This window comes from Ornithinimicrobium flavum, assembly GCF_004526345.1.
Taxonomy (GTDB): Bacteria; Actinomycetota; Actinomycetes; order Actinomycetales; family Dermatophilaceae; genus Ornithinicoccus; species Ornithinicoccus flavus.
Genome location: NZ_CP038213.1, coordinates 377848 through 397573 on the forward strand (window position 1 = coordinate 377848; position 19726 = coordinate 397573).

A 19726-nucleotide genomic window follows, 5' to 3' on the forward strand; every position below is an offset into this window, starting at 1 on the left:
CGATGGGTGGTGGGTCCCGTCGGACCTGGCACCTACCCTTGCGGTATGTCGAACCCTACGGGCCGGGTGTCCACCCTTGCGCCCCCGGCGCCGCTGGGGGTGTCGGGTGGCGCGGCGCGACCGTTCGAGCGCCTGCCGCTGTGGAGCAACGGCTGGCGCCTCTTCGTGGCCTGGCTCGCCGGGATGCTCCTCTTCCTGGCCTACACCGCCCCGGTCGTCATGATGTCCGACGGGCCCGGGGAGACACCGGCCACAGGGCGGGTCGTCGCCCTGCTCCTGCTCGACCTTGCGGTCGGCCACGTGATCCTGGTGCTGGCCGCCTTCCGCCGCCGCGCGCCGGTGTGGATCGGGGTCGTCACGGTGGTGCTGTCGGCGGTCTCTCTCATGGGCGCGCCTGCGGCGCTGCTCGTGGCCTTCTCGCTGGCCACCCGCCGGCGGCTGGCGCCGATCGTCTGGCTCGGTGTCCTCAACCTGGCCGCCGGGATGTTCCACGAGAACACCATCGCCCGCGTCACCGTGCCCCAGGAGTTCGGGCAGAGCCTCACCGGCCGGGGATGGCTCCTCGACAACCTGGTCTACGCGGCCTTCATGATCCTGATGTACGGCGTCATCGTGCTCGTCGGGTGGAACATCGGCTCACGCCGCGAGCTGGTCGCCAGCTGGCGGCGGCAGGCGGAGACCTCCCTCAGCGAGCAGGCCGCCAGGGTCGCCCAGGCCCAGCTGGCGGAACGTGCACGGATCGCCCGGGAGATGCACGACGTGCTTGCGCACCGGCTCTCCCTCGTGGCGATGCACGCCGGGGTGCTGGCGCACCGACCCGACCTGTCCGAGACGGAGCGGGCCGAGGCCGCCGAGGTCGTGCGCGTCGGTGCGCACCAGGCGCTGGACGAGCTGCGCGAGGTCCTCGGTCTGCTGCGGGAGGACGGAGAGGGGGTCCGGGGCTCCCGGGTCGAGGCGCCCCAGCCGGGGCTGAGCGACATACCCCTCCTCGTCGCCGAGGTGACCAGCAGCGGTCAGGAGGTCCGTCTCCTGGCCGAGGAGGACCTGTGGCCCCGGTTGGTGACGCTGCCGGCGAGCGCCGGCCGGCACGCCTACCGGGTGGTCCAGGAGGCACTCACCAATGCGCGCAAGCACGCCGGCGGGAGACCGGTGACGGTGCAGATCGACGGCGGGGAGGCCGACGGGCTGCGCATCGAGGTGACCAACCCCACGGCTGCGGTGGGGGAGGGGACGTTGCGGTCCGGCGGTCGCGGTCTGACCGGGATGGCTGAACGGGTGGAGCTCGCGGGCGGGCGGTTCTCGGCTGGTGCCGAGGCGGGCCGTTTCGTGGTGCGCGCGTCGCTGCCCTGGCCGGACGGTGGGAGGAGGACGCGGTGAGCGAGGGTATGGCGCGACCCAGGGTCGTGCTCGTGGACGACGACGCCCTGGTGCGGGCCGGGCTGCGGATGATGCTCGGCGGACCGGACGGGGTCGACGTGGTGGCCGAGGGGGACGACGGCGACCGGGTCGTCGAGCTGGTCGGTCGGCACCGGCCCGACGTGGTGCTCATGGACATCCGGATGGCTCGGGTGGACGGGCTGGAGGCGACCCGTGAGCTGCTCCGGACCTATCCCGGGACCAAGGTGCTGATCCTGACGACCTTCGACGCGGACGCCTACGTCCTGGAGGCACTGCGGGCGGGGGCGCGCGGGTTCGTGCTCAAGGACACGCCTCCACCCCGGCTGGTCGCGGCCGTGCACGAGGTGGCCGGGGGCGACCATGCGCTGTCACCGTCGGTCGCGGCGCTGCTTGTGCGCCAGGTGGCCGATGGGGCGGGAGGGTCTGACGGCTCGCCCCGGGACGAGCGGGCCGCGCGTGCCCGGGACGCGCTGGCCCGGCTCACCGACCGTGAGGTCGAGGTGGCCCGGGCCGTCGCCGGCGGAGGCTCGAACGCCGACATCTCGCGCGAGCTCTACCTCAGCGTCCCCACCGTGAAGGCGCACGTCTCGAGCATCCTGGCCAAGCTCGGCCTCACCAACCGGGTGCAGGTGGCGCTGCTCGTCCACGACGCGGAGAGCTGACGCCTGCCGGTTGGGCCGGACCCCGGACCGGTGATCGACTCAGCCCGGTGGACGCGACGGCGGCCCGGCGCGGACCACCCGCCCGCCGTCGTCCCCGGCGCCCGGACCGACCTCGACCACGTGGTCGGCGGTGGCCACCGCGGCCGGGTCGTGCTCGGCGAGGACGACCGTGTGGCCGCCATCGACGAGGGTGTGCAGCTGGGCCAGCAGGCGGTGCACGTCGGCCGGGTGCAGGCCGGACGTGGGCTCGTCCATGACGTAGAGCGTGGGGGCCCGGCGCTCCTTCTGCAGCTCGGTGGCCAGCTTGATCCGCTGCGCCTCTCCGCCGGAGAGCTCGGTGGCCGGCTGACCCAGCGTGAGGTAGCCCAGGCCCAGCGCCTCCAGGGCGGACAGCGCCCGACGCGCCGGGGCGAGGCCTGCCAGCACGACCCGGGCCTCGGTCACGGTGAGCCGCAACAGGTCCGCCACGGTGAGCAGCCGCCCGTCCGGTGCCTCCCACCGCACCTGCAGCGTCTCGGGGCCGAAGCGGTCGCCGGCGCAGTCGGGGCAGGCGGAGTAGGTGCCGGGCAGGAAGAGGAGCTCCACCGCCACGGCACCCTCCCCCTGGCAGGTCGCGCACCGTCCCGCCGCGGTGTTGAAGCTGAACCGGCTCGCCGTGAAGCCACGCGCCCGGGCCTCCGGGCTCGCGGCGAAGGCCTTGCGCACGTGGTCCCACAGCCCCGTGTAGGTCGCCAGGGTCGAACGTGGGGACCGTCCGATCGGCTTCTGGGTGATCCGCACCACCCGACCGGGTATGCCGTGGCCGCGGGCCTTCGCCCGCGCGGCGGGTGAAGGTCCCTCGCCGTCCCCGGCCGTCCCGACCCCGCCCGGCCGCGCCGGATCGACGCCGTCGTCGGTCGCGTCCGCCTCGTCCTCCAGCTCCGGCTCGTCCTCGACCCGTGCCAGCTCCGCGCCGACCACGTCGTGGACCGCGTCCAGCAGGCTCGTCTTGCCCGAGCCGGAGATGCCGGTGACCACCGTCAGGGCGCCCAGGGGCAGGTCGACGTCCACCCCGCGGACGGTGTGCCGGGACAGACCGGTCAGCGTGAGGACCCCGGTGCCGGCGCGGGGTGCCGAGCCGCGGATCTCCTCCGGGTGCACGGGCCGGTGGAGGTACTGCGCGGTGACCGACCCCTCGACGGCGGCCAGCCCCGGCAGCGGTCCGGACCAGAGCACCCGCCCACCCCCGGTGCCGGCGCCCGGGCCGACGTCGACGACCCAGTCGCAGCGCTGCACCACGGCCATATCGTGCTCGACGACGAGCACGGTGTTGCCGGCGCCGACGAGGTCGCGCAGCAGACGCACCAGGCGGTCGGTGTCCCGGGGGTGCAGGCCGGCCGAGGGCTCGTCGAGCACGTAGACGACGCCGAACAGGCCTGAGCGCAGCGCCGTCGCCAGACGGAGCCGCTGGAGCTCCCCGGAGGAGACGGTCGACGTCGGTCGTCCGAGCGCCAGGTGCCCGAGCCCGAGCTCGACCAGCAGCCGCAGCCGCCCGCAGAGGTCGTCGAGCAGGACCCGCTCGGCCTGGGCCCGCGCCTCGAGCCCCACCTGCTGTCCCGCCAGGAAGGTGAGGCGCCGCTCCAGGGGACCGAGGAGCGCGGACACCGGCAGCACGGCCACCTCGTCGATCGCCAGGCCCGACCAGGTGACGGCCAGCGCCTCGGGCCGCAGCCGGCGCCCGTCGCACACCTCGCACGGCCGGGACTCCACGTGACGTAGGGCCCGGCGCCGCTGGCTGGGTGACCGCGTCTCCGCCAGGGTCCGCAGCACGTACCGGGAGGCGGAGGAGAAGGTGCCCTGGTAGGGCCGCTGGATCCGTTCCGGGTCCCGCGTCGGGACGACGGTGACCACCGGCTGCTCGTCGGTGAAGAGGATCCAGTCCCTCGTCCGCGCCGGCAGGTCCTGCCACGGTGCGTCGACGTCGTGCCCCAGCGTGGCGACGATGTCGCGGTAGTTCTTGCCCAGCCACGCCCCGGGCCACGCGGCGACGGCGCCCTCGGCGATCGAGAGGGTCGGGTCCGGCACCATCGAGGCCTCGGTCGGGACGTGCTGCGTCCCGAGCCCGCCGCACGCCGGGCACGCGCCGAGGGCCGTGTTGACCGAGAAGTGGTCGGAGTCCATCGGCTGCGCACCGGCCGGGTAGTCCCCGCACCGCGACCACAGCATCCGCAGCGTGCTCCCGGCGGTCGTGACGGTGCCGACCGAGGAGCGGGACGACATACCCCCCGCCCGGCCCTGCTCGAGCGCCACCGTCGGGGGCAGGCCGGTGACGTCACGCACCTGCGGGTCGACGGCCGCGTGGATGAGCCGGCGGGCGAACGGCGCGACCGAGTCCAGGTACCGGCGTTGCGCCTCGCCGTGGATCGTGCCGAACGCCAGGCTGGACTTGCCCGAGCCCGACACCCCGGTGACGGCGACGAGAGCGCCCCGTGGCAGGTCGACGTCGACGTCGCGCAGGTTGTGCAGGCGCGCCCCGCGGACGCCGATCGAGCCGGTCACCCCTGCGGCAGGCGGGCCCGGACGATGGCCGCGGCGGCGTGCTCGTGGACGCGGTGGGTGGGGCTGATCTCGACGTCGACGAACCCGGCGTCGCTGAGTGCGGACCGGAAGTCGCTCTCCGTGAGCGCCCCCGCGATGCACCCGGTCCAAGCCTCCATGTCGGCCCGGGTCGCGGCGTCCATCCCTGCGTCGGCCACCACGTCGGAGACGGCAAACCGGCCTCCGGGGCGCAGCACCCGGGCCGCCTCCCGGAGGACGACCGACTTGTCGGCGGCCAGGTTGATCGCGCAGTTGGAGATGACGACGTCGACCGAGTCGTCCGGCAGCGGGACGTCCTCGAGGTAGCCCTGCACGAACTCGACGTTGTCGACCCCGGCCGCGGCCGCGTTGCGGCGGGCCAGCTCCAGCATCTCCTCGGTCATGTCCAGGCCGATGACGCGCCCGCCGGGGGAGACCCGGCGCGCGGAGATGAGCACGTCCCCGCCGGCTCCCGACCCGAGGTCGAGCACGACCTCGCCCGGGTGGAGGTCGGCGACGGCGGTCGGGACGCCGCAACCCAGCGAGGCCGCCACCGCGTCCTCGGCGCCGGCGACCTCCTCCCCGTAGAGGCTGCGGCCGAAGACCTGGGTGCCGGTCCGGTCCGTCGTCAGCTCGACCGGCACCGCACCACCCCCGCAGCAGCCGGTGGCTCCCTGCGCGGCCGCGGCGTACCGCTGCCGGACCTGCTCACGGATCTCGTCCTGGGTCTGGCTCACGATGTCGATGCTACGCCGCCCTCCCGGTCCTCGGGCCGGACCAGCAGCCGGGTCAGGCGCGGACCGGCGTCGATCGTGACCACGTCGGAGCCGGCCTCCACGTCGTGCTCGGCGAAGGCGTCCAGGACGGCCATGACCACGGCGTGCGTGGCCTCCTTGGTCTCCAGCTGACGGGCTCCGGACCAGAAGCGCAGCTCCAGCTGGACGGTGGCGGTCCCGATCGAGGTGAGGAAGGCTTCCGGGCCGGGGTCGTCCAGGACCTGCGGCAGGGCCCGCATCGCGTCCACCGCCACCCTCGCGGCCCGGTCCAGGTCCGCGGTGTCGGCGACGTCGACGAGCACCGAGCTGCGGACGTGCTCGAAGCCGGTCTGGACGGTGACGACCTCCGAGTGGAGGGTGCCGTTCGGCACGAGCACGAGCCGGCCGTCGAAGGTCCGCACCGACGTGCTGGTCAGACCCATGTGGACGACCGTGCCGCGGTGCTCGCCCACGGAGATCTGGTCACCGACGCGGAACTTGTCACGGGTGAGGATGACGATGCCGGCGAACATATTGCCCAGCACCGTCTGGAAGGCGATGCCGGCGGCGATGGAGACGACCCCGATCCCGCCCAGCAGGTTGACCGGACGGATGCTCGGGAAGGTCACGGTGACCGCGGCCCCGACCGCCAGCGCCGTGACCAGCCAGGACACGAGGCGGCCGAAGACCCGGGCCGAGCTCTCGCTGCGCCCCCGCCAGGACAGGGTGCGGGTCACCAGCGCCCGCACGAGCTGCGCCAGGAGGATCCCGACGACGAGGACGGTCAGGCCCAGGCCGACCCCCACCAGGGTGACCGGCGGCAGCTCCAGACCCTCGAGCGCGTCGCTCATCCCTCCCCCACCTCCCCGACCGGCCCGACCTGTGCGCGGGCGGCGGCCAGCCACCGGCGCAGCCCGGGCCGGTGGTCGGGCAGGGCGACCGTGAGCAGGTCCTCGAGCATCGCCACGACGCGCCGGGGGACCTGCAGGGTGTCCTTGCCGTAGTGCAGCGGCTCGGCGAGGGCCAGGTCGACCAGCTGCTCCACGCGCTGCGGCCGGTGGACCAGGCGCACGGTGCCCTCCCGGGTCACCAGCGCGGGCAGCTCGGCACGGAGCACGACCATGCGGAGGATGCGGTGCAGCTCGTCGAGGACCTGGATCGCGGTGGTCGGGTCGTTGATGCCGGGGGACAGCGCGCGCTCGGCGATGTCGACGAGCTTGCGCACCCCGAAGGACGGGTCCTGGTGGAAGAAGCGGTCCTTCTCCACGACGACCATGCCGCGCAGCGGCTTCAGGTCGTCCTCGTCCACCTCCTCGGCCCCGGCCCTGGGCCATACCCTCACCGCCGGTGCCCCCTCGGGCACGAAGTCACCCACCTGCAGCAGGATCTCGACGACCACGTCCCGCTCGGCCGCCCAGGAGACCAGCCGCCGGTGGTCCACCTCGACCACCGCACCGTGCTCGACGGCCTCCAGCGTCTGGGCGGTGAGATCCGGCCCTGGCTCCCAGCTGCTCAGTCCCAGCCGGGACCCGGGCGTGTCCGGGTGGGGGAGGTAGCGGTCCACGACGTCCACCGTCGCGTCACCGAGGTGGGAGACGATCGAGGAGACCTGGATCGAGTTGGTGATGTGGTGGATGAAGGCCAGGAACATCCCGACGCTGGCCAGCACCAGCAGGAAGCCCAGCGTGACCGACACCTGGGGCACGAACGACCCGCCCTCACCGGACTCACCCTGCACCGAGCGGAGCACGGTGAGCGCGTAGGTGAAGCTCGCCGCGAAGATCCCGAGGGTGACCTGGGTGACGCGGCTGGAGAGGAAGTCGCCCAGGACGCGGGGGCTGTACTGGCTGCTGGCCAGCTGGATGACGACCATGGTGATGGAGAAGACCAGGCCGGTCACCGAGATCATCGCCCCGGCGATGTTCCCGAGCATGTCGCGGGCCCCGCTCGCGCCGCCGGGGAAGAAGTAGGGCAGCTCGTCGTCCAGGCCCCGGTCCAGCTCCGGCATGAAGATCCCCGCCAGGGTGGCCAGGACGATGATGACCGTGGGCAGGACCCAGAAGGGGCGCCACAGCCGGTCCCACCGGCTGATCGAGCGGGTCTGGGGCAGCGCGCCGAGCTCGTCCTGGTCCTCGGGCTCGCTCATGGGCCCCATCCTGGCGCAGACGGGCGGCGCCGGTCGGATGGGGTGGAGCCGGGAATAAGTGACGCTTCACCTTGATTGACGTCAGCATGAGGATCGGCATCGTCGTCAGCAGCACCCGCCCCACCCGCATCGGCCCGAGGGTGGCCGCCTGGGTCGCCGAGCACGCCCCGGAGGGCGTCGAGGCCGAGATCGTGGACCTGGCGGAGCTGGACCTGCCGTTCCTGTCCGACCTCAACCACCCGAAGCTGGCCGACTACACCGAGCCCAGCACGATCGCCTGGTCGGAGACGGTCCAGCGCTACGACGCGCTCATCGTCGCCGTCCCGGAGTACAACGCCAGCTACCCCGCGCCGCTGAAGAACGCCATCGACAGCATCTACGTCGAGTGGGACGGCAAGCCGATCGGGGTCGTGGGCTACGGCTGGGGCGGCGCGGCCCGTGCCGTCACCGCCCTCGTGCCGGTGCTCGCGCACGTCAAGGCCGTCCCGGTCGTCGGCCCGGGCCTGTCCTTCACGACCCACCTCACCCCGGAGGGCGAGATGCTCGACGCGGCCCCGGCCGGTGAGCTGGTCGAGCTCTACGCCGCCCTCGAGGCCATGGTGCCCGCCACCGTCTGACCCGCCCCCCGTTAGGTTGAGCGGTATGCAGCAGCTCGCCACCCAAGGCTCCCTGGTCGTCGCGGCGACCCCCCAGCAGGTCTACGACGTCGTCAGCGACATCATGAGGACCGGGGAGTGGTCACCCGTGTGCCGCCGGGCCGAGTGGGTCGACCCGGAGCGCACCGGCGAGGGCGCGCAGTTCCTCGGTCACAACGACGACGGCACCAAGGAGTGGACCACCACGTCAACGGTCGTCAGCGCACGGCCGGGCGAGGAATTCGTCTGGGAGGTCGGGGACGGCTTCGTGCGGTGGGGCTACCTGATGGCCCCGGTCGAGGGCGGCACCCGGCTGACCCACACCTGGGAGGTCCTGCCCCCGCTCCACGGACACTTCGCCCGGAAGTACGGCGAGCAGGCGCAGGAGGTCCTGGCCCACCGCGCCGAGTCCGCGCACGCGAGCATCCCGCGCACCCTGGAGACCATCAAGGGGATCGTCGAGCGCGAGGCCTGAGGCCTGAGGCCGGCGCCCCGCGGGTGCCCGGTGCCCCGCCGGCCCGCCGTCGTCACGCCCCCAGGAACGCCCGGATCGCGGGCAGCTCGCGCCGCGCCTGCGCCAGCCCCGCCTCGTGGCTGGCGCGCAGCCGGGCGACCGACCGCTCGCCGTTGCCGACCGGCATCCGCTCCGGCACGAAGAGGTAGGCCGACCCCTCCGCTCGAGCTCGAGGAGCTCCCGGCGGGTGGCGTTGTAGCGCGCCGGGCGCTCCCGCAGGGCCTCCACCACTGTGGGCATGGAGCGCAGCCAGCGCCGGAGCACCAGGTCACCGCGCTGGGGGGTCTTGACGTAGCCCCGCTCCTGGGTGAGCACGACGAGGAACCTCTCGTAGCTGTCCGCCCGGGCGGCGTCCAGCGCGATCCCGCCGGCCGGTCCCAGCGCGCCGTCGACGTAGACCTGCCCGTCGATGGTCACCGGTGGCATGACCACCGGCATCGTCGAGGAGGCCCGGACCCGGACCATAAGGTCGCGCAGGGTGGGGACGTCCTCGCGGCCCCAGTGCACCTGCTCGCCGGTGGTGGCGTTGAACGCCCCGATCCGCAACCGCTGCCGGCCGGCGTGGAAGGTCTCCCAGTCGAAGGGGAGCGCCTGGCCGGGCAGGGAGGTCTCCTCGTAGATGTATTGCGCGTTGAACAGGCCCTGACCGCGGGCGAAGGTGCGCCAGTCGCCGAACCGGGGGTCCGCTGCGAAGTCGGTGAAGCTGTGCCGTGCCCGCCACGGGTCGCGCGAGAGGTAGTTGACGGCGTTGCTGGACCCGGCGGAGATCCCGCCCACCCAGTCCAGGTGCAGCCCGGCCTCCAGCAGCGCCACCACCAGCCCCGAGGTGTAGGAGGCCCGCATGCCCCCGCCCTCGAAGATGAGGGCGGTCCCGGTGACGGTCGGCTCCAGGGCCTCCGGGTGTTCCAGGGCCTCCGGGGTCACGGCACCCACAACTCCTCGAGCCGGGTGACCTCACCGCCCTCGACCGTCAGCCAGACGTTGAAGTACACGTCGCCGGCGGCCAGGGCCTCGCCCCACTCCGCGACCGTGAGCTCCTGCGTGTCGGCCGGGTCACCGGTGGGGTGGTGCAGGGCCGTGGCGTCGGCGTCCCAGGCCACCTCGCGCAACGCCGGGTTCTGGTCCCGGACGTAGTAGTCGTTGGGGACCTCGAGCGCGTCCAGGCCGTCCTCCTCCGCGGCCTGGTAGGCCTCTTCGCCGACGAACCAGCACATGAGGTTGAAGTCCAGGGTCCCGTCGTCGACCTCCTCGACCTGGCCGTACCACCGGCCGTCGGGAAGGTCCTCCGACCCGGGGGCGCACCCGGAACCCTCGGGGACGGCCGCGTCGGGGTTGGAGGTGGGGGCGACGGTCGCGTCGGTGCCCGCCCCGGTCGCGTTGACCGTCTCGGTCGCGGTGACCGTGGCGGTCGTCCCGGCGGGGCTCGTCGCGGTGAGCGCGACGGTCGGCTCGTCCTCCCCGTCCGGACCGGCGCACCCGGCGAGCAGCACCGCACCCAGGGCGAGGAGGGGGAGCGGGGGGCGGGAGCGGGGCCGGCGGGACGTCATACCTCGAGGAAACCACACCCGCCGACGGTGCTCCCACCGCGAGCGGGGCCCGGTGCCGGACCGGCGTCGGCGGGCGCGAGACTGGGGGTATGACGTCCCCCTCCCCCGTCGAGGTGCCCCAGCCCGTGCTCGACCTGGCCAGGTCCGCCCGACGGGTCTGCGTCCTCACCGGGGCCGGCATGTCCGCGGAGTCCGGCATCCCCACCTTCCGCGACGTCCAGGTCGGGCTGTGGGAGCGCTTCGACCCCATGGAGCTGGCCACGCCCACGGCGTGGGAGGACGACCCGGAGCAGGTGTGGGCGTGGTACGCGTGGCGGGCCACCCTGGTGCGGCGGTCGCAGCCCAACGCGGGTCACCTCGCCGTGGGGGAGTGGCAGCGGCGGCAGGGCGTGCGGCTCGACGTCGTCACGCAGAACGTCGACGACCTGCACGAACGGGGCGGTGCGCACGTCCTGGCCCACCTGCACGGTGACCTCTTCGCGCTCCGCTGCAGCCGGTGCGGGGCGTCCAGCGGGGCTGCCTACCCCGAGCTGGAGGAGCCGGTCGCGGCGCTGGAGCCGCCGCCCTGCGACCGGTGCGGCGAGCCGGTGCGCCCGGGGGTGGTCTGGTTCGGCGAGGCGCTGCCGCAGGAGGCCTTCCTCGCCGGGGTCGAGGCGGCCCAGGAGGCTGACCTCGTGCTGGTCGTGGGGACCTCCGGGCTGGTCCATCCCGCGGCCACCGTGCCGCACCTCGCCGGGGCCCGCGGCGTGCCGGTCGTCGAGGTCAACCCCCGCGAGACCGAGGTGACCGAGGCGGCCGACCACGTCTGGCGTACGACGGCGGCCACCGCGCTCCCGGCGCTGGTGGCACTCTTGGACACGTGAGCACGACCCCCCGCGCGGCGCCCGTTCCCGAGCCTCCGACCTGGGCCGACGTCCAGGCTGCGGCGGACCTCCTGGACGGCGTCGCCCACCGCACCCCCGTCGTGACCTCCCGGCGGCTGGACGAGCTGGCCGGGTGCCAGGTCTTCCTCAAGGCGGAGCACCTGCAGCGGGTGGGCGCCTTCAAGTTCCGCGGGGCCTACACCGCCCTGTCGCGGCTCGCCGGGACCCGGCGCGAGGCGGGCGTCGTCGCCTACTCCTCGGGCAACCACGCCCAGGCCGTCGCGCTCGCAGCCCGGGAGCTCGGCATACCCGCCACCATCGTCATGCCCCACGACGCCCCGGCGGCCAAGGTCGCCGCCACGCAGGGCTACGGCGCCGCCGTCGTCCGCTACGACCGCTACCGCGAGGACCGCGAGGAGATCGGCCGCCGGATCGCCCAGGAGTCCGGGGCCACGGTGGTGCCGCCCTACGACCACCCCGACGTCATCGCCGGCCAGGGCACGGCGGTCAAGGAGCTGCTCGAGGAGGTGCCGGACCTCGACGCGGTCGTCACCCCGCTCGGCGGGGGCGGGCTGCTCGCCGGCTCGCTGCTCTCGGTCGCGGCACTGGCGCCCGAGGCAGAGGTGTGGGGTGTCGAGCCGGAGGCCGGCGACGACGCCCGTCGGTCGATCGCCGCCGGCCAGATCGTCCGGATCGAGACGCCCCGGACCATCGCCGACGGGGCCCAGACGCTCGCCCTCGGCGAGCTCACCTTCCCGATCATCCGGGACCGGGTGACCGGGGTCGTCACCGCGTCGGACGACCAGCTGGTCGGGGCGATGCGGGTGATGGCCACCACGCTGAAGCAGGTCGTCGAGCCCACCGGGGTGCTCGGGCTGGCCGCCGTGCTCGCCGGCGCCGTCCCGTGCACGCCGGGCGGGCGCGTGGGGGTCGTGCTCAGCGGCGGCAACGTCGACCTGGAGCGGTTCGCCACCCTCGTGGCCCGGCAGGAGGGGTTCGCATGACCCAGCAGGTCCGCTCCCGGCAGGTGCCGCCCCCAGGTGGGTCGCAGGAGCCTCGCCTCGGTGTCTTCATGCTCACCGCCCTGGTGGTGGGCTCGATGGTGGGGGCGGGGATCTTCTCGATCCCCCAGAACATGGCGGCCGGCCCCGCGGCGCCGGGGGCCCTGCTCATCGGTTGGCTCGTCACCGGGGTGGGCATGCTCGCGCTGGCGCTCACCTTCCAGTTCCTGGGCCGGTATGCCGAGGACCCCGAGGGCGGTCTGCACGGCTACGCCCGGGACGGCTTCGGGCCGCTGCCCGGGTTCCTGGCCGCCTGGGGCTACTGGATCAGCGCCTGGCTGGGCAACCTGGCCTACCTGGTGCTCATCTTCTCCACGGTCGGGCTTTTCTTCCCCGTCTTCGGGGACGGCACGAACTGGCCGGCGATCGCCGCGGGCTCCGTCCTGCTGTGGCTCTACACCTTCCTGCTGCTCCGCGGCGTGCGGGAGGCCGGCGGGGTCAACACGGTCGTCACGGCGGCCAAGCTCATCCCGCTGCTCATCTTCGTGGTGCTCGCCGCGGTCCACTTCGACCCGGCGGTCTTCACCGCCGACCTGTGGGGGCAGCAGGAGGGCTCGGGCCGGTCTTCGACCAGGTGCGGGCCATGATGCTCGTCACCGTCTGGGCCTTCCTCGGCATCGAGGGAGCGGCCGTCTACGCGCGGCGGGCGCGAAAGCCCGGTGACATGGGCAAGGCGACCGTCGGCGGCTTCCTGCTCGTCATCACCATGCTCATCGCGGTCAACCTGCTCTCCGCCGGCATCCTGACGCGGCCGGAGCTGGCCGAGCTGCAGGACCCCTCCCTCGCCGGGATCCTCGAGGCGGCGGTGGGCCGGTGGGGTGCGCTGCTCATCTCCGTCGGGCTGCTCGTGTCGGTCGGGGGCGCGTTCCTCGCCTGGCTGCTGCTGTGCGCGGAGATCCTCTCGGCCACCTCCAGGGCGGGCGCCATGCCCCGCGTCCTCGGCGACGAGCCGCGCCCCGGGGTGCCGCGGACCGCGATCCTGCTCACCACCGTCGTGCTGCAGGTCGCTCTCGTCTGGGCCCACTTCCGAGGGTCCTCTTACTACGACGTCATCCTCATGGCGGGCTCGACGATGCTGGTGCCCTACCTGCTCGCCGCGGCCTACGCACTGCGGCTCGCGCTCCGGGGGCGGGGCAACAGGGCGCTCGCGGTGTCCGCGACGCTCATCGCCACCGTCTACGCCGTCTGGCTCATCTACGCCGGCGGGCTGGAGTACCTGCTCATGACGGCCCTCTTCTACGTCGTCGGGCTGGCGGTCCACGCCTGGAGCCGCCGCGAGCAGGGCCGCCCCGTCTTCGCCGGCCCGGTCGAGTGGGGGCTGCTGGCCCTGCTCGTCGTCACCGCCGGGGTCGCGCTCCAGGGGATGACGTCCGGGTGGCTGTCGGTGTGAGCAGGGCGGCCGCCGCAGGGCCGTCGGCGGTATAACAGGTATAACAGTCTCGACAGGTATAACAGGTATAACGCCGACTGGCAGTGGAGTGACTCCTGCCAGGCCGGTGCGCCTGCACCACCCCGTCCGACCGCACGAGAGGAGTGCGCGTGCCGACCTCCAACCCCTTCCGCCCCAGCTTCGGCGTGAGCCCTCGCGTGCTCGCCGGTCGTGACGACGTGATCGAGGAGTTCGACGTCGGGCTCGACGAGGGCCCGGGCTCCCCCATGCGGTCGGTCCTGGTGAGCGGCGCGCGCGGGATCGGCAAGACGGTGCTCCTCGGCGAGCTGGAGGAACGGGCGCGGACCCGCGGCTGGCTGGTGCTGAGGCTGCCTGAGGGGCCGCGGCTGGTGCAGGAGCTCGAGGAGGCGATCCTGCCCTCGCTGCTCGCCGAGCGGGACCCGCAGGCGCTGCGACGGAGACTCACCGGAGGCGGGGTCGGCGGTCTGGGGTCGGTGTCGACGCAGGTCGCCGAGCGTTTCCCGGTGACGGAGTCGCTGACGGGGATGCTCTCCCGGCTGGCCGAGCTGGTCCAGGAGCACGGGTCCGGTCTCCTGCTGTCGCTGGACGAGGTGCAGGCCGCCCCGCCGGACGACCTCGCCCGGCTCGCCTCGGGCTACCAGCACCTCGTCCGTGACGACGCGGAGGTGGCGCTCGCGGCAGCCGGTCTGCCGACCGGCATCGACGCCCTGCTGGAGCAGCGGGGCACGACCTTCCTGCGGCGGGCCGAGCGGATCCACCTCGCCCCGCTCACCGACGAGCAGGTGGCCGCGGCGGCGGTGCAGACGGTGCGCGACGCGGGTCGGGTCATCAGCGAGGAGGCCACCGCGCGACTGGTCGAGCTGGTCCACGGCTACCCCTACCTGCTGCAGCTCGTCGGCTACCACGCGTGGCGGGCCGCAGGCGAGGACGGCGTCCTGACCGCCGCGGACGTGGAGGCCACGCTGCCCGTCGTGGAGGAGCGGATGAGCCGGCTGGTGCACGCCCCGGCCCTGCGCGGCGTCCCGGAGGGTCAGCTGGCCTACCTGCGCGCGATGGCGGTGGACGACGGCCCGTCGGCGACCGCGGACATCGCCTCCCGGCTGGGTGTCACCAAGGGCCACCAGAACGTCCAGCGCACCCGTCTCATCGAGCGCGAGCTCGTCGTCGCCACCGGGCACGGGCGCGTGGACTTCGCCCTGCCCTACCTGCGGGAGCACCTGCGCCGGCTCCCCCGGGGCTGACGCGACCGCCGCACGCTGACCGCATACCGGACCTGCTCGCCCGGCCGGATCCTGCGCGCCCGGCGCTGGCCCGCTCGCCCGGCGGCGCCGCGGTCCGACCGTCTTGCGACACTGGACGCGTGTCGACCACCGCCTCGTCCTCGCGGGTGACCATCCCCCGGGAGATCTGGATCCTCGTCGGGGCGGCCTTCGTCATCGCCCTGGGCTTCGGCATCGTCTCGCCCGTGCTGCCGGCGTACGCGCGCTCCTTCGACGTCGGGGTGGCCGCGGCCTCGGTCATCGTCTCCGCCTTCGCCTTCTTCCGCCTCGTCTTCGCCCCGGCCGGCGGCGCCCTGGTCGAGCGCCTGGGGGAGCGGCCCGTCTACCTCGCCGGGCTGCTCGTCGTGGCCGTCTCCTCCCTCGCCACGGCCTTCGCCCAGTCCTACTGGCAGCTGCTGCTCTTCCGCGGCCTCGGCGGGATCGGGTCGACGATGTTCACCATCTCGGCCATGGCGCTGCTGGTGCGGCTGGCCCCGCCCAGCGCCCGCGGGCGGGTCTCCTCGGCCTACGGGTCGGCCTTCCTCATCGGTGGCATGGCGGGGCCGCTGCTGGGCGGCCTCGTGGCGCAGTGGGGCCTGCGGGCCCCCTTCGTCGTGTATGCCGTGGCCCTGCTGGTCGCCGCCGCGGTGGTGGCCGTCGGGCTCGGTGGGGCGCGACTGCGCCCGCCGCCGGACGCCGCGTCCCGGCCGGCGCCGATGACCCTGGCGGAGGCCTGGCAGCACGGCGCCTACCGGGCGGTGCTGGTCTCGGGGGTCGCGAACGGGTGGAACAACTTCGGGGTGCGGATGGCGGTGCTCCCGCTCCTGGCTGCGGCGGTGCTGGACCAGCCCTGGGTGGCCGGGGTGGTGCTGGCAGTCGGTGCGGTCGGCACGGCCGTGACCCTGCAGTTCTCCGGCCGGATGGTCGACCGGGTGGGGCGGCGGCCGCTCGTCCTCACGGGGATGGGCGTCATGGCGGCCACGATGGGCACGATGGGGCTGGTCGTGCTCGACGGCCTCGGGACGCAGGCCGCGCTCGGGCTGCTGGTGCTCCTCTCCCTCCTCTCCGGCGTCGGCGCCGGGATGGTCAACCCCGCCCAGCAGGCGACGGTCGCCGACGTCGTCGGCAACGAACGCAGCGGCGGGCGCGTGCTCTCGACCTTCCAGATGGCGCAGGACGGTGGGGCCATCGTCGGCCCGATCCTCATCGGGCTGGTCGCCGACCGGCTCGGCTTCCCCGCCGCGTTCGCCGTCACCGGCGCCGTGTGCGTCGTGGGGCTACTGGCGTGGCTACGGGCGCCGGAGCCGATGAGCCGCATACCCTCGGGTGCGTGAGCACCACCCCCCACCCCGGCAGCGAGCACCTCATCATCCTCCCGGACCGCGAGGTCGCCGAGGAGCTGGCGGAGGACCTGCGCGAGGAGGGGTTCGAGCAGGTGCGGGTGGTCCGCGAGGCCGCGCGGACCGAGGAGGATGACGAGGACCACGAGTGGGCGGTCTACGTCCAGGACACCCGGCTGCCCGACACGTCCGGGAGCGGTGCCTACGAGGGGTTGCGGGAACGGTTCACCGAGGTCGCCCGTCAGAACGGCGGCTGGTACGACGAGCCGGGTGACGACCGCCCGCCGGCACCCTGACCTGACCCGACACGATTCACCTGACCTGACCCCGGGGGGACACCCATGGCCTTCTTCACCGTCGCGACCACCCTGGCCGTGATCGCGCTCGTCGCGTTCGTCGCCGGGCGGTGGGTCCGCAGCTCGCGCTGGGTGGGTGCGGTCGCCGCCGTGCTGCTCGTGGCCTACACGGCCCTCAACAGCTTCGTCACGCTCGACCACCGCGAAGTGGGGATCCAGACGGCGCTGGGACGCTACATCTCCACGCTCAACACCGGCGGCATCCACTACAAGTCGCCCTGGAGCTCGGTCGAGAAGTTCGACCAGACGATCCAGACCGTCGACCTGTCGAGCATCTCGGTGAGCTTCAGCGACGGTGGCGGCGTCGAGGGGATCGAGGAGATCGGTGGCGGCAAGGGGCTCATCAACGCCACCGTCCGTTGGCAGATGTCGCGCGACGAGGACGGTGCCCGGCTGCTGTGGGAGCGTTACCGCACCTTCGAGTCGGTGAGCGCCTCGCTGGTGGAGCGCACGGCCCGGGACGCCGTCATCAACATCGCCAACGCCTACCCCGCCGCGACCGCGATCATCTCCCAGCGCGAGATCGCCGAGCAGGTGCGGACCGAGGTCGAGCGCAGCCTGGACCCCTACGGCGTGGTCATCGACTCGGTCTCCATCCCCGCGATCGACCTGGACGACTCGACGCAGGCGGCGGTGGACCGGCTCTTCACCACCCAGCAGGACATCAAGCGGGCCCAGAACGAGCAGCGCCGCGCGGAGATCGACGCCGAGACGGTCCGGATCCGGGAGGCGGAAGGGGCGCTGTCCCCGGCCGCGAACCAGCGCTACTGCCTGGAGATCGTCAACGCCTGGGACGTGGCCCAGAACGGCCCCCTGCCGGCGACCTTCAACTGCGCGATGACCGGGTCGGGCGACAGCCCGGCGATCATCGTCGACGGCAGCAGTCCCACCCCGAGCGGCAGCGGCGGTTCACCGGCGCCCACGCAGGACGAGGAGGCGCCGGAGGCCGAGCCCTCCGAGTGACCGCCGGGCCGGCAGGCCAGGATGGGGGTATGGAGCAGCTCGAGGTCGAGCGGAAGTTCGACATCGCCCCGGACGCACCCCCGCCGTCACTGGACGGCGTGGTGGGTGTGGGGCAGACTCGGACGCACCGGATGCGGGCCGTCTACCTGGACACGGTGGACCTCCTGCTGATCCGGCACCGCATCACCCTGCGGCGGCGGGAGGGGGGCGCGGACGAGGGGTGGCACCTCAAGCTCCCGCGGGGGTCCGCCCGGCTGGAGCTGCACGCGCCGCTGGGGAAAAGCCCCGGCCGGATGCGGGTGCCGGAGCGGCACCGCCAGGCGGTGGCCGAGGCCCTGCCCGACGGGCTGCCCGAGGGCGCGGCGGGGACGCTGGTGCCGGCGGCCGTCCTGCGGACCGTCCGGCAGGAGACCGACCTGCTCGACGAGCGGGGACGGGTCGTGGCCCAGCTGTGCGACGACCACGTGAGCGCGCTGCCCGAGGGCCGGCGGTGGCGCGAGGTCGAGGTCGAGCTCGTGGAGGGCGGTCCGGGGGACGAGGCGCTGCTCGACCGGATCGCGACCGCGCTGCTGGCCCAGGGGCTGGCGGCGTCGCCCTCGCCGTCCAAGCTGGCCCGCGCGTTGGGCGACCGTCCCCGCCGCGCCGAGGCCGGTGCGGGTCCCACCCCGGACGACAGCGCGGGCGAGGTGGTGCGGGCCTACCTGCTCGAGCAGGTGTCGGTCATCCTCGGCCGGGAGGCGGGTCTGCGGGTCGACGCGCCGGACGCCGTGCACAAGTCCCGGGTGGCGGCACGACGGCTGCGCAGCGCCCTGCGGACGTTCCGACGACTGCTCGACCGCGAGGTCACCGACCCGGTGCGCGAGGAGCTGAGGTGGTGGGGGGAGGTGCTCGGCGCGCCCCGGGACGTGGAGGTCCTGCGGGCGCGGGTCGGCGAGCGGGTCCGGTCCCTCCCGTCCGACCTCGTCCGAGGGCCGGTCGTGGGCCGGGTCGAGGGGGAGCTGGCCGGTCGGCACGCACGGGGTCACGCCGTCCTGGTGGAGGAGCTGGACGGGGAGCGCTACCTGGCGCTCACCGACGCCCTGGTCGACCTGGTCGCCGAGCCGCCGTGGCGCGGCAGGGCGCGTCGGTCGGCCCGCGCGGTGCTCCCAGGCCTGGTGGAGAAGGCAGCAGAGCGCGCGGCGAAGGAGCACGGCCGGGCGGGGCTGGCGGAGGGCGCTGACCGGCTGCACCTGCTCCACGAGACGCGCAAACGGGCCAAGGCCGCCCGCTACGGGTGGGAGGCGATCGCACCGGTCTTCGGCGGGTCGGCGACCGAGCACGCCGAGGCCTGGGAGCAGGTGACGGAGACGCTGGGGGCGATGCAGGACGCGAGCGTCGCCGCCGCCCGCCTGCGTGAGCTGGTCGAGGACGCGGAGGAGGCCGGCGAGCCCACGCTCACCTACGCCGTCCTCCTCGGGCGGGAGCTGGAGGCGCAGGAGCGTGCCGCGCTCGACGGGGAGCGGGCGATGGACGACGCCCTCCTCTGACGGGGGCGTCCCAGGCGTCCGAGGCAAGGCTGTGCACCTGAGGCGACGCCCTCCGAGGTGTCTCTCGTGCACACCCTTGCCCGCGGCGCCCGTGGCTCCCCGGCGCCGGCTGGCCCACCTCGGCGCCCGTGCCCACCCGTCGGCACGTTAGTCCGGGTCGAGGGCCCGCTCGAACTCGGCGAGGACCTGCGGGCTGAACAGGACGAACCGGACCTCCTGGACCGTCCGGGCCCGCTCCGCGGACGCGCGGACGGCCGCCACGGCGACGTCGGCCACGACGGCGGGGTCCCACCCGTAGATCCCCGCGCTGACGGCCGGGACGGCGACCGACCTGGCCCCGACCGCGTCGGCGACCTCCAGGCTGCGGCGGAAGCACGAGGCCAGGAGCTCCGGATCGGTCTGACCGCGGTGCCGGTCCGGTCCCACCGTGTGGACCACCCACCGGGCCGGCAGGTCGCCCGCCCCGGTCGCGACCGCCTCGCCCACGGGAAGCCCGTCGGGCCAGACCGTGGCCCGCACCTGCCGGCACTCCTGCAGCAGCGCCGGTCCGGCGGCGCGATGGATCGCCCCGTCCACCCCGCCACCGCCCGACAGGGAGGAGTTGGCGGCGTTGACGACGGCGTCGACGCGCTCGGTGGTGATGTCGCCGAGGTGGGCGGAGATCTGCATACCCCCCAGGCTGGCAGGAATCCGCGTCCGGTGCGGCACAATCGGGGGCCAACGGTCCTGCAGGC

19 protein-coding genes and 1 pseudogene are annotated in these 19726 nt (G+C 74.0%); 13 read left to right on the top strand and 7 right to left on the bottom strand.

The window, feature by feature from the left end:
• The first annotated feature begins 45 nt into the window (after positions 1-45).
• Together E3Z34_RS01770 and E3Z34_RS01775 are read left to right on the top strand one after the other, a co-directional pair.
• Positions 46-1377, top strand: a complete 1332-nt coding sequence (locus tag E3Z34_RS01770) for a histidine kinase (RefSeq protein ID WP_134772229.1) — start codon at positions 46-48, stop codon at positions 1375-1377.
• Between the two features lie 8 nt (positions 1378-1385).
• Positions 1386-2060, top strand: a complete 675-nt coding sequence (locus E3Z34_RS01775) for a response regulator transcription factor (protein ID WP_134772230.1) — start codon at positions 1386-1388, stop codon at positions 2058-2060.
• Positions 2061-2099: 39 nt separating this feature from the next.
• Here the strand turns inward: E3Z34_RS01775 and E3Z34_RS19340 are convergent, their stop codons facing one another.
• Genes E3Z34_RS19340 through E3Z34_RS01795 form a run of 4 tightly spaced genes read right to left on the bottom strand, consistent with a single transcriptional unit; the run spans position 2100 to position 7517 of the window.
• Positions 2100-4598: an AAA family ATPase gene (locus E3Z34_RS19340; RefSeq protein WP_134772231.1), complete on the bottom strand. Its 2499-nt coding sequence runs from the start codon at positions 4596-4598 to the stop codon at positions 2100-2102.
• On the bottom strand, positions 4595-5353 hold the full coding sequence (arsM, locus tag E3Z34_RS01785; RefSeq protein ID WP_202977000.1) for an arsenite methyltransferase: 759 nt from the start codon (positions 5351-5353) through the stop codon (positions 4595-4597). Before arsM ends, E3Z34_RS19340 begins: the two co-directional genes overlap by 4 nt.
• On the bottom strand, positions 5350-6222 hold the full coding sequence (locus tag E3Z34_RS01790; RefSeq protein WP_134772233.1) for a mechanosensitive ion channel family protein: 873 nt from the start codon (positions 6220-6222) through the stop codon (positions 5350-5352). Before E3Z34_RS01790 ends, arsM begins: the two co-directional genes overlap by 4 nt.
• Positions 6219-7517, bottom strand: a complete 1299-nt coding sequence (locus E3Z34_RS01795) for a DUF2254 domain-containing protein (RefSeq protein WP_158288578.1) — start codon at positions 7515-7517, stop codon at positions 6219-6221. The genes E3Z34_RS01790 and E3Z34_RS01795 overlap by 4 nt, the downstream gene beginning before the upstream one ends.
• Before the next feature lie 86 nt (positions 7518-7603).
• Between E3Z34_RS01795 and E3Z34_RS01800 the strand changes: the two genes are divergently transcribed.
• Positions 7604-8134 (top strand): NADPH-dependent FMN reductase, encoded by a 531-nt coding sequence (locus E3Z34_RS01800; protein WP_238695297.1) that lies wholly within the window; start codon positions 7604-7606, stop codon positions 8132-8134.
• Between the two features lie 103 nt (positions 8135-8237).
• Positions 8238-8627 carry an SRPBCC family protein gene (locus E3Z34_RS01805; RefSeq protein ID WP_238695433.1) on the top strand — a complete coding sequence of 130 codons (390 nt, stop codon included), beginning with the start codon at positions 8238-8240 and terminating at the stop codon, positions 8625-8627.
• A 52-nt stretch (positions 8628-8679) separates the two neighbouring features.
• Here E3Z34_RS01805 and E3Z34_RS01810 read toward each other — a convergent pair.
• Together E3Z34_RS01810 and E3Z34_RS01815 are read right to left on the bottom strand one after the other, a co-directional pair.
• A pseudogene (locus tag E3Z34_RS01810) lies at positions 8680-9509 on the bottom strand (patatin-like phospholipase family protein).
• 77 nt (positions 9510-9586) lie between these two features.
• Positions 9587-10213, bottom strand: a complete 627-nt coding sequence (locus E3Z34_RS01815) for a hypothetical protein (RefSeq protein ID WP_134772236.1) — start codon at positions 10211-10213, stop codon at positions 9587-9589.
• Positions 10214-10302: 89 nt separating this feature from the next.
• Here E3Z34_RS01815 and E3Z34_RS01820 point away from each other — a divergent pair, with 89 nt between their 5' ends.
• The 9 genes from E3Z34_RS01820 to E3Z34_RS01855 all read left to right on the top strand — a co-directional run bounded on the left by E3Z34_RS01820 (position 10303) and on the right by E3Z34_RS01855 (position 18992).
• Complete coding sequence (locus E3Z34_RS01820) at positions 10303-11076, top strand: SIR2 family NAD-dependent protein deacylase (protein WP_134772237.1); 774 nt, start codon at positions 10303-10305, stop codon at positions 11074-11076.
• Positions 11073-12080 (top strand): threo-3-hydroxy-L-aspartate ammonia-lyase, encoded by a 1008-nt coding sequence (locus tag E3Z34_RS01825; protein ID WP_134772238.1) that lies wholly within the window; start codon positions 11073-11075, stop codon positions 12078-12080. The genes E3Z34_RS01820 and E3Z34_RS01825 overlap by 4 nt, the downstream gene beginning before the upstream one ends.
• Positions 12077-12724 carry an amino acid permease gene (locus E3Z34_RS19345; RefSeq protein WP_202977001.1) on the top strand — a complete coding sequence of 216 codons (648 nt, stop codon included), beginning with the start codon at positions 12077-12079 and terminating at the stop codon, positions 12722-12724. The genes E3Z34_RS01825 and E3Z34_RS19345 overlap by 4 nt, the downstream gene beginning before the upstream one ends.
• A complete protein-coding gene (locus E3Z34_RS19350) occupies positions 12721-13527 on the top strand; it encodes an amino acid permease (protein ID WP_202977002.1) in 807 nt (268 codons plus the stop codon). Before E3Z34_RS19345 ends, E3Z34_RS19350 begins: the two co-directional genes overlap by 4 nt.
• A 149-nt stretch (positions 13528-13676) precedes the next feature.
• Positions 13677-14789: an ATP-binding protein gene (locus tag E3Z34_RS01835; protein ID WP_134772239.1), complete on the top strand. Its 1113-nt coding sequence runs from the start codon at positions 13677-13679 to the stop codon at positions 14787-14789.
• A gap of 119 nt (positions 14790-14908) precedes the next feature.
• Positions 14909-16141, top strand: coding sequence for an MFS transporter (locus E3Z34_RS01840; protein ID WP_134772240.1), 1233 nt, complete (start codon positions 14909-14911; stop codon positions 16139-16141).
• Positions 16138-16443, top strand: coding sequence for a ribonuclease E inhibitor RraB (locus tag E3Z34_RS01845; RefSeq protein WP_134772241.1), 306 nt, complete (start codon positions 16138-16140; stop codon positions 16441-16443). Before E3Z34_RS01840 ends, E3Z34_RS01845 begins: the two co-directional genes overlap by 4 nt.
• 45 nt (positions 16444-16488) lie before the next feature.
• Positions 16489-17466, top strand: a complete 978-nt coding sequence (locus tag E3Z34_RS01850) for an SPFH domain-containing protein (protein WP_134772242.1) — start codon at positions 16489-16491, stop codon at positions 17464-17466.
• Positions 17467-17495: 29 nt separating this feature from the next.
• Entirely contained in the window at positions 17496-18992 is a 1497-nt protein-coding gene (locus tag E3Z34_RS01855; RefSeq protein ID WP_134772243.1) for a CYTH and CHAD domain-containing protein, read from the top strand.
• A 147-nt stretch (positions 18993-19139) separates the two neighbouring features.
• On the opposite strand, the gene E3Z34_RS01860 is transcribed toward E3Z34_RS01855, so the two are convergent.
• Positions 19140-19661: an O-acetyl-ADP-ribose deacetylase gene (locus E3Z34_RS01860; protein ID WP_134772244.1), complete on the bottom strand. Its 522-nt coding sequence runs from the start codon at positions 19659-19661 to the stop codon at positions 19140-19142.
• Positions 19662-19726: the final 65 nt, after the last annotated feature.